This window comes from Gemmatimonadota bacterium (assembly GCA_026706845.1).
Classification (GTDB): domain Bacteria; phylum Latescibacterota; class UBA2968; order UBA2968; family UBA2968; genus VXRD01.
In genome coordinates, this window is the sequence record JAPOXY010000113.1 from 1 (window position 1) to 6,834 (window position 6,834).

5 protein-coding genes and 1 other annotated feature are annotated in these 6,834 nt (G+C 50.6%); of the genes, 4 read left to right on the forward strand and 1 reads right to left on the reverse strand.

What is annotated here, in order from left to right; genetic code table 11:
• The 4 genes from OXG87_11210 to OXG87_11225 form a co-directional block, all read left to right on the forward strand.
• Nucleotides 1-1,509: choice-of-anchor D domain-containing protein (locus OXG87_11210; protein MCY3870116.1), on the forward strand; the 1,509-nt coding region annotated here is incomplete at its 5' end.
• Between the two features lie 50 nt (nucleotides 1,510-1,559).
• Nucleotides 1,560-1,810 (forward strand) — a binding site (T-box leader).
• A 48-nt stretch (nucleotides 1,811-1,858) separates the two neighbouring features.
• Nucleotides 1,859-3,400 (forward strand): phenylalanine--tRNA ligase subunit alpha, encoded by a 1,542-nt coding sequence (locus OXG87_11215; GenBank protein ID MCY3870117.1) that lies wholly within the window; start codon nucleotides 1,859-1,861, stop codon nucleotides 3,398-3,400.
• A gap of 8 nt (nucleotides 3,401-3,408) precedes the next feature.
• The gene (gene pheT / locus OXG87_11220; GenBank protein ID MCY3870118.1) at nucleotides 3,409-5,094 is read left to right on the forward strand and encodes a phenylalanine--tRNA ligase subunit beta; all 1,686 of its coding nucleotides are present in this window, start codon (nucleotides 3,409-3,411) and stop codon (nucleotides 5,092-5,094) included.
• A 15-nt stretch (nucleotides 5,095-5,109) separates the two neighbouring features.
• The gene (locus OXG87_11225) at nucleotides 5,110-6,300 is read left to right on the forward strand and encodes a Gfo/Idh/MocA family oxidoreductase (GenBank protein ID MCY3870119.1); all 1,191 of its coding nucleotides are present in this window, start codon (nucleotides 5,110-5,112) and stop codon (nucleotides 6,298-6,300) included.
• A 64-nt stretch (nucleotides 6,301-6,364) separates the two neighbouring features.
• Here the strand turns inward: OXG87_11225 and OXG87_11230 are convergent.
• Nucleotides 6,365-6,834: TonB-dependent receptor (locus OXG87_11230; protein MCY3870120.1), on the reverse strand; the 470-nt coding region annotated here is incomplete at its 5' end.

Here is a 6,834-nt window from a genome sequence, read left to right on the forward strand (position 1 = left end):
ACTATTTCAAGTAATGATCCGAAGAGTGGAACACAGACATTATCCGTTTCTGTGATTGTACAGGCGGCGCCTGTGCCAGCACTTGTGGTGCAAGAGGCAGCGATTGATTTCGGTACTGTTGCGTTTGCCCAACCGGTCCAGCAGACAATTACGATCAAAAATACGGGTACTGCACCTCTTGAGATTACGGGTATTGAGAGCGATGTGTCGGGAATGACGTTTGATACTACGATGTTCACATTGGCACCCAATGGTTCGCAGACAGTTACGATTATGTTTCCGAGTTCTACGGAAGGTACGTTTTCGGGTAGTATTAGTATTTTGAGCAATGATCCAGATCGCACGAAGCATACGCTGCCAATTTCTGTGATCGTTCAACCGCCGCCTGTGCCAGTGCTTGCAGTGCAAGAGACGTCCATTGATTTTGGTACTGTTGAGATAGGTCAACCGGTCCAGCAGACGATTACGGTCACGAATACGGGCACAGCGCCGTTGGAGATTACGGGTATTGAGAGTGATGTGTCGGGAATGACGTTTGATACTACGATGTTCACATTGGCACCCCATGGTTCACAGATAGTGACGGTGACATTTCCGAGTTCTACGGAAGGTACGTTTTCGGGTAGTATCACTATTTTGAATAATGATCCGGATCGCGCAAAACATACGCTGTCGATTTCTGTGATTGTACAGGCGGCACCTGTGCCGGCGATTGCAGTTCAGCAAACAGCAGTTAATTTCGGTACTGTTGAGTTTGCACAGACTGTTCAGCAGACGATTACGGTTACGAATACGGGTACTGCACCTCTTGAAATTACGGATATTGAAAGTGATGTGTCGGGTCTGACGTTTGATACTGCGATGTTCACATTGGCACCCAATGGTTCGCGCACCGTTACGATTACGTTTCCGAGTTCTACAGAGGGTACGTTTTCGGGTAGTATCACTATTTCGAGTAATGATCCGGATCGCGCGAAACACACTGTATCCGTGTCTGTGATTGTGCAGGCGGCACCTGCGCCCGTGCTCGTTGTGGGAGAACCGGCTATTGATTTCGGGAGTATTGATGCTGAAAAGACTGTTCAGCAGACTTTTACGATTACGAATACGGGTACAGCGCCGTTGGAGGTTACGGGTATAGAGAGCGATGTGTCTGGTTTGACGTTTGAACCTTCTGTGTTTACGCTGGAGCCAGAGGGTTCACAGGCGGTTACGATTACGTTCCCCAAACCCATGGAAGGCGAGTTTTCGGGTAGTATCACTATTTTGAGTAATGATCCGGACCGCGCTAAGCATACGCTGACGATTTCTGGCGTTGTTCAGCCGCTTTCTTTGGAGGCCAAATCGGATTTTGACGGTAGCGGTGTAATTGATTTTACTGATTTTCTCCTGTTTGTGGGTGCGTTTGGATCGGCTGAGTCCGAATACGATATCGATGGGAGTGGGAGTGTTGATTTTCCCGATTTTCTCCTGTTTGTGAGTGTATTTGGAAAGACGGTTGGAGGGTAGATTTGCGACTTTCGGCTTGACACTTATAGCGCAAACTTCTATGTTTTGTCCTCAAAGCTGTGACGGAGAAAAGTAGTCTGTTCCCAACTGCACAGAGAGGATGTGTCCCGGGCTGAGAGCACATCTACAGGATGCACAGGCGAAGTTCCCTCCCGAGCTGCAAAGCCGAATGGAAAGATAGTTTCCTATTAAGCCGAGCCGGTGGGTCCACCGATAATGGACAGGATGGTGATGGCCATCTACTGAGTGGTGCTTTTTAGCGCAAATAGGGTGGTACCGCGAAAGCTCTTTCGTCCCTATGATGACGAAGGGGCTTTTTTGTTGTCTAATACTAACATTGGAGTTTTTCTTGATTGATCTCGCATCTTTACATGCGCTCGAAATTCGCATTTTGCGTGTGTATGAAAACAATGCCGGTGCCGGGCAGTCCGATGCACAACTTCAAAGTGGTGCGGGCATGGGCGAAGGACAGGTTCGGCGTGCGGTTGAGTGGTTGATTTCCAAGCAGTTGCTGGAAGTTACGGAAGAAAATACGCGCGTGACGGTTTCGCTTACGGAAGTGGGACGGGAGTTTGTCTCAAAGGGCGCGACGCCAGAGACCGCACTTTTGTCCCGGGTGAGTGCAGAGCGCGTTGGGATCCAGGATTTGCAAGCCGACGAGCGTTTTGACAGAGGTGCCTGGGGTAGTGCATTTGGCGGTTTGAAAAAGGATGGGGTTGTCGATCTGGACAAAGGGGCTATTGTTATTGTCGATACAGATCGGGCTTCTTTTTTTCTTGATCGACTGATGCCAGAATTGTTTGAGAAATTTTCCGATACCGGAATTGAGATCGGCGATTTTCCCGAGGATATTGTCCAGTATATCGAAGCCAATGCCCGCAAACGCGGGGGGAGCAAGGCACCTGTTCGCCTGGACGAGCGCACGGAGCGGGTTTATTGCCTTACGGATGAAGGGCAGCGCGTGCTTGTGGAGGTTGTTAAAGCCAATCTCACGGGGGATGAGATTTCTCGTCTTACGGCGGAAATGATTCAGAAGGGCACATGGCAGGGTGCGTCTTTTCGCCGATATGATTTGTCGATTAAGCCGCCGCGCGTGCTTATTGGGAAGCATCATCCCTATCGGGCGTATCTCGATAATGTGCGGCGCCGGTTGATGGCGCTCGGTTTTGAAGAGATGAAGGGTTCGCTGGTCGAGACAGAGTTTTGGAATATGGATGCCCTTTTTATGCCGCAGTTCCACGCGGCGCGCAATATTCACGATGCGTATTATGTTACGGAGCCGACGAAATCCCGAGAGGCTGAAGAACCCTATTTTTCCAGGGTGGCGGAGGCGCATCAGAACGGGGGTGAGACGGGCTCGCGCGGGTGGCGATATGAATTTAATCCCGAGCAGTCGCGCCGCCTTATTTTGCGGAGTCAGGGTACTGCGCTTTCGGGGCGTACGCTTGCTTCAGAACCGAATATCCCGGGTAAATATTTCGCTCTTGCGCGTTGCTTTCGCCCGGATGATGTCGATGCCACGCATGCAGCGGATTTTTTTCAGGCTGAGGGTATTGTTCTGGGCGAGGAGATAAATTTTCGAAGTTTGCTCGGTTTGCTCAAGTTGTTCGCCCTTGAGATCGCGCAGTCCGAAGATGTGCGCTATGTGCCCGATTATTTTCCTTTTACCGAGCCTTCGGTAGAACTTCAGGCAAAGCATCCCGTTCTGGGCTGGATCGAACTCGGTGGTGCGGGTCTTTTTCGTCCTGAGCTTACACGACCCCTGGGTGTGGATGTTCCGGTTATTGCCTGGGGTCTGGGGGTTGATCGAATGGCGATGGTCGCGCTGGGTATTAACGATATACGCGATTTGTTCAGTACGGATTTGGATTTGGTCAGGAATACGCGGTAGGAGTAAAGATGCCAACAATTACTGTCAATAAACCCGATTTTGAACGTCTCGCAGGGCAGGCTTATTCTTCGGAGAGTTTGAGTGTTGCACTCGAAACTGCCAAGGCTGAGATTGATGCTGAAGAGGGCGATACGCTTCGCATTCAGCTCAAGGATACCAATCGCCCCGATTTGTGGTCGGCAGAAGGGCTTGCGCGATTGCTCAAAAGCCATCGGGAGAATGTTCAGCCCGAGTATTCTTTTTTTAATGCGTCTGGTGTATCGGAGGAACGGGAGGTTATTGTCGATCCCGCATTGCGAGATGTCCGTCCCTATATTGCCGCTTTTGCATGTGGTGGTATTGCGATTGATGATGCGGCACTGGATGCGCTTATCGAGGCGCAGGAAAAACTCGCCGATGGGTATGGGCGTGGTCGCAGTGTTGTTGCGATCGGGATTTACGATGCGTCCGATATTGTGTATCCGGTGCGATACGATGCAGTTGATCCCGATGCGACGGCTTTTGTACCCCTGGAGTTTGAGGCTGAGATGTCTTTGCGACAGATTTTGTCCGATCATCCCACGGGCAGAACGTATGCACATCTTCTCGAGGGGAAGGATAAGTTTCCTCTAATCCGCGATTCGCGCGGCGAGGTTCTGTCCATGCCGCCTGTGATTAATAGCCAGAGTCTGGGTCGCGTTGAGGTGGGGGATACGTTTTTGTTTTGCGAGGCGACGGGGCCTGAACTCGACGCTATTCTTTTGTCTCTGGCGATTATGGCGGTCAATATGGCTGACCGGGGCGGTCGCATTTATCCCGTGACGGTGCGCTATCCATATCAGACGCCGAGAGGACAGGTTCTGACGTGCCCTTATGATCTGACCGAGCCGTTGGAGGTCGATGTAGATGAGATTTACAAGGTGGTTGGGTCACATGTTTCGATGGAGCAGATTCAGACTGCGCTCAACGCGATGGGGTATCGGGATATTGATGTGCGAGAGCGGCGTATTAACGTGCGTCCAGCGCCTTATCGCGACGATATTTTGCATCCCGTGGATGTTGTGGAAGATGTTGTGATCGGCGTGGGGTACGAGGCTTTTGATCCCGAGATGCCCCGGGATTTTACGGTTGGCAAAGCCGCGCCAGAAGAGGATCTCGCAGACCGATTTCGCAATCTCATGGTTGGGTGTGGATTTCAAGAGGTCTTTTTGCCGATTCTCTGTTCTCAAAAAGAACAGACCGTGGATATGAATAATCCAGATGCACAGATTATTTCGATTTCAAATCCCATGTCCGAGAATTACAGTGCGATTCGAGGGTCGTTGTTGCCCGGTTTGCTCAAGACCGAAGCCACAAGCCGTCGCGCGCTGTATCCGCATCGGATTTTTGAAGTGGGTGAGGTGGGGGTTCTCGCTCTGGGGGAAAATTACGGTACGCGCACAGATATTTATCTTTGCGCGCTCGAAGCGAGTGATGAGGCCAATTTGTCCGGTGTTCAGAGCTATCTCGAGGTGTTGTCCTATTATTTTGATTTTGAATATACGATTGCGCCGATTGATCATCCCACATTTTTGCCCGGTCGCAGTGGCGAGATCTGTATAGACGAGCGCGTTTACGGGCTTATTGGCGAAGTTCATCCCAGCGTTCTCGAAATCTGGGGTATTAATTATCCCGTCAGTGCATTTGAGATTGATATCCGCATTGTGTCTGTTTGATCGGGGAGGTTAAGTATGGATAAGCTCAAAGTTGGTATTCTGGGTCTCGGTCGCGGTTTTACGCATTTCAAAAATTTTCTCGCTCTCGAAGAGGCAGAGGTTATCGGTGCTTGCGACCGCTTTCCGCGCTTGAGAGAACGCGCCGAGCAACATATAGCATCGGTTGGTGCAACGGCTCCGATCTTGCCCGAGTTTGACGATTTGCTCGATCTCAAACCCGATGCTGTTGTGGTTGCGACGAATGGGAAATTGCAGGTGGAACACGGATGTGAGGCGATGCGCGCGGGGTGTCATGTGCTTTCGGAAGTGCCCGGGGCTTATACGCAAGAAGAGTGTATGAATTTGCGCCAGACCGTTGAATATACGGGCAAAACCTATATGCTGGGAGAAAATACCTGTTATTGGGATTTTTTTCGCTATTTCCGCAAGTGGGTTGCCGAAGATCGCTTTGGTCCTATTTCCATTGCCGAAGGCGAATATATTCACCATTTGCCGGCTACGCTTTTTCGTCCGGATAGTTCGCGTCATACGCCGACTCGAGCGCGGGTAGCCGGTTATGCGGATGCAATGCCGATCTGGCGCGCCGATCAACCTCCTATTCAATATCTGACGCACGATCTGGGACCATTGCTCGAAGTGATTGATGACCGCTGTGTTTCTGTTTCTTGTCGCAGCGCGCCGTTCCGAAGTGCCGACGCGCCTCTGCGTTCCGACGGTCAGATCGCGGTGTTCGAAACAGCAAAGGGTGCGCTTATTAAAATTATGGTTACGCTGAATACAGCCCGGCCTTCTGAACACCGCTATCGCATTTTTGGCGTTGAGGGCGGTGCCGAATGGTTTAGCTATGAAAAACACGCTCGTCGCTTTTCCCGAGGGGCTGATCATCGCAGTGGTTGGGAGGTTTTACCTGTTGGTCTTGGCGCGCATGGCGATGATACTTCTGCTGGGCACGGCGGTGCGGACTTAAAACTCGCCCGACATTTTACACAGTCTATTCTCGCTGGCAAGCCGGCGCCGATTGATGTGTATCGCGCCATTGAATACTGTCTGCCGGGGATTTTGGCAAATAAATCCGCTGAGTTGGGCGGTGCGCCAGTTCCCATTCCGGATTTTCGCCTCACGCCATTTGAACACACAATTTTTTGGGATAGTTTGGGGCTTCCCGAACGCGATCCAGAATCTCGGCCGTATCAGCCGCTTGGGTAAATCTCTGAAAACAAAAAAATCCGAATCACAACGATTCGGATTTTTTGTGGGAATATTGCAAGTATTAGAACCGAACGTGCAAGCTGCTTGTAATCAGGCGTCCGATCCAGGGCGAACCTATAAATGATCGATATCCCTGGTTTAGCAAATTGCTGGCATTCAGATTTAAGGAGGTCGTGAAGCGGTCATTTGAAAGTGGCAACTGATAGGTCAAATTCAAATCCAAAACAGTATGAGACTCTACCTTGCCGACATATATACCGGATTGCATGGGGAAACCACCGCGATAGCGCAATTTCCCACTGATAGTAAGTGGTGTATTGGGCAGTTGACAATCGATACCGATGTTAAATTTGTGCCGGGGGGCATTGAGGGCTATGTCGCCGATGTTGTCTAAATTGGGGAACAAGTCCTTGCTGACGTAGGAGTAATTGCCGGTAAAAGCCCATATTTCGTTTGGATAATACGCAAACGATAGGTCAGCACCGTAGAGTGTTATGCGACCAAAATTGCGAGGTGTGACTATTACTGCGG